The organism is Deinococcus pimensis DSM 21231 (assembly GCF_000519345.1).
Taxonomy (GTDB): Bacteria; Deinococcota; Deinococci; order Deinococcales; family Deinococcaceae; genus Deinococcus_A; species Deinococcus_A pimensis.
In genome coordinates this window covers 2920-4933 of sequence record NZ_KI912679.1, presented here as the reverse complement: position 1 = coordinate 4933, position 2014 = coordinate 2920, and the positions used below count along the sequence as shown (strand labels likewise).

Annotated in this window: 3 protein-coding genes; 1 reads left to right on the top strand and 2 read right to left on the bottom strand. The window is 70.0% G+C overall.

What is annotated here, in order from left to right; all coding sequences use genetic code 11:
- Together DEIPI_RS34925 and DEIPI_RS0126445 are read right to left on the bottom strand one after the other, a co-directional pair.
- On the bottom strand, positions 1-1198 hold a 1198-nt coding region (locus tag DEIPI_RS34925), incomplete at its 3' end, for a sensor histidine kinase (RefSeq protein ID WP_157464136.1).
- A gap of 10 nt (positions 1199-1208) precedes the next feature.
- Positions 1209-1748, bottom strand: a complete 540-nt coding sequence (locus DEIPI_RS0126445) for a putative pterin-binding protein (RefSeq protein ID WP_052352054.1) — start codon at positions 1746-1748, stop codon at positions 1209-1211.
- An 86-nt stretch (positions 1749-1834) separates the two neighbouring features.
- Here DEIPI_RS0126445 and DEIPI_RS40725 point away from each other — a divergent pair.
- A partial coding sequence (locus DEIPI_RS40725) for a hypothetical protein (protein ID WP_425387895.1) occupies positions 1835-2014 on the top strand: 180 nt, incomplete at its 3' end.

Below are 2014 nucleotides of genomic sequence, written 5' to 3'. Positions count from 1 at the left end.
CCTCGAAGCGGATGTCGCCGCCGTGGGCGTGGACGAAGCGGCGGGCGATCGCGAGACCGAGGCCGCTGCCGTCCTGCGTCACGCCGGGCGCGCGGTAGAAGGGCTCGAAGACACGCTCGCGGTCCTGTCTGGGAATGCCGATGCCGTGGTCGACGACGTGGATCTCGGGTCCCGCGGGCGTGGAGAGCAGCACGAGCCGCACCTCCCCAGAGGAGTACTTCAGGGCGTTCTCCACGAGGTTCTGGACGCTCTGCAGGAGGCGGCGCGCGTCGACGCTCCACGCCACGTCCGGCGCGAGGTCGAGCTTCACGCGTGGGCCCGTGAGGTCCGCGAGGAGCGGGGCGAGCGGCTGGTACTTCAGGTCGAGGACGGGCGCGGCGTACACCGCCTCGAGGTGCGAGAGGTCCGAGAGGAGCGTGAGCTGCACGGCGCTTTCCCGCAGGCGCTGCAGCATGCGGGCACGTTCCGCGTCGCCGAGGAGGTCGTCGTGCTGCAGCAGGTCGGCGGCGAGCACGAGCTGCTGCAGGGGACGGCGCAGCTCGTGGGACGCCATGGAGCTCAGTTCCCGTCCGAGCTTCGCCTCCTGGTCACGGCGACGCCCCTCCTGACGCCACAGACGCAACGCCCGCACGGTGAGGGACATGCTGAGCAGTCCGAGCAGCAGCACGCTGACGAAGATGACGTTGCGCATGAAGCGCAGCCCACGCTCCACCTCGTCGCGCTGCACGTTGAGCAGGTCGCGGGACTGCAGCACGAGCTGCCGGGCTTCTTCCAGGGCGCGGTCGAGGCTGCGGAGGTCTCCGGCCACCCCGCGGTCCAGCAGCCTCGCCACGGTGGCCAGGCGGGCCGGCCCGAGGGTCTCCACGTCGTCGAGTTCCTGGAAGTCCAGCGGGTTGGAGACGGAGCTCAGCGCCAGCCCACGCAGGTCCTCCAGGGTCATGCCCTGCGGGACGTAGACGCGCGGGTCGGCGACCGCGAGCGCGTAGCGGGTGAGCTGGGTGTACATCGTCTGGTAGGCGTGTCCGGTCCAGGTGCGGTCAGGATGGTTGACGGTCCCCATGAGGGGCGCGAAGGCGAGCCACGCGAGGAAGGCGGCGACGATCGCCGGGAGTGCCGCGAGCAGCACCTCACGCGGCAGGGACGGACGGCGGTCACGGGGCCCCGAGCGACGAAGCCTCGGCCCGCGCGGACGTCTCATGTCCCGGCCTTCACTTGGGCTGCACGCGGCTCACGTACCAGACCCACTGCGACCCGTAGCGGTGGTCGGCGAAGTGGTTGGGGTACGCGTGCGTGGGCAGCACGATGGTGAGGGGACCCTTCTCCTTGAACGTCAGGAGCTTCCCGTCCCCGCGGTAGGCGAGCATGATGGGGTACTCGTCGTAGTCGGCGGCGTCGATGACGGAGCCGTAGTTGTCGAGCGCCTCGACGCGCAGGTCGCGGCCGTCGATGCCGTAGGCACGGGCGAGGTCGGAGAGCAGCACGCCCTCGTAGGTGATCCTGCGGCGCAACTGCCCGTGCTCGGTGGCGTAGCGGACGGTCCGCATGGCCTGAAGCTGCCTCAGGGTGAGTTCGGTCTTCCCCGCGGGCGAGACGATCTGCAGCATCGTCTTTTCCCCGGCGGTCCGTGCGGGCTGGGGCTGCTTCTCGTGCACGACGGCGTAGTCGTCCTTCTTGTCGCACCCGGTCAGCAGCAGGGTCAGGCCCAGCAGGGCGCTCGTGAGGGAAACGGCCGTCGTTTTGGGGAACACAATTAAGGATAGATTGAGGGCGTTTCCCTCGCAACCCCCGGTCCTCATGAGGAAGCGTGCAGCACGGGCCGTGTAGAGTGGCGCGCATGAACGACGTCTTCCTGAGCGGTCTCCTGCGCGTCCTCACCGAGACCTTCGAGGGCCCGCAGCAGGAGTGGTCGTGGTACCTCGACCAGGACCGCAACACGGGCCTCCTCGCGACGCTCGCGAGCCTCGGCGCCGCGCAGGCGACGAGGCCCACGCCGCTCGGCCCGACCGTGGCGGCG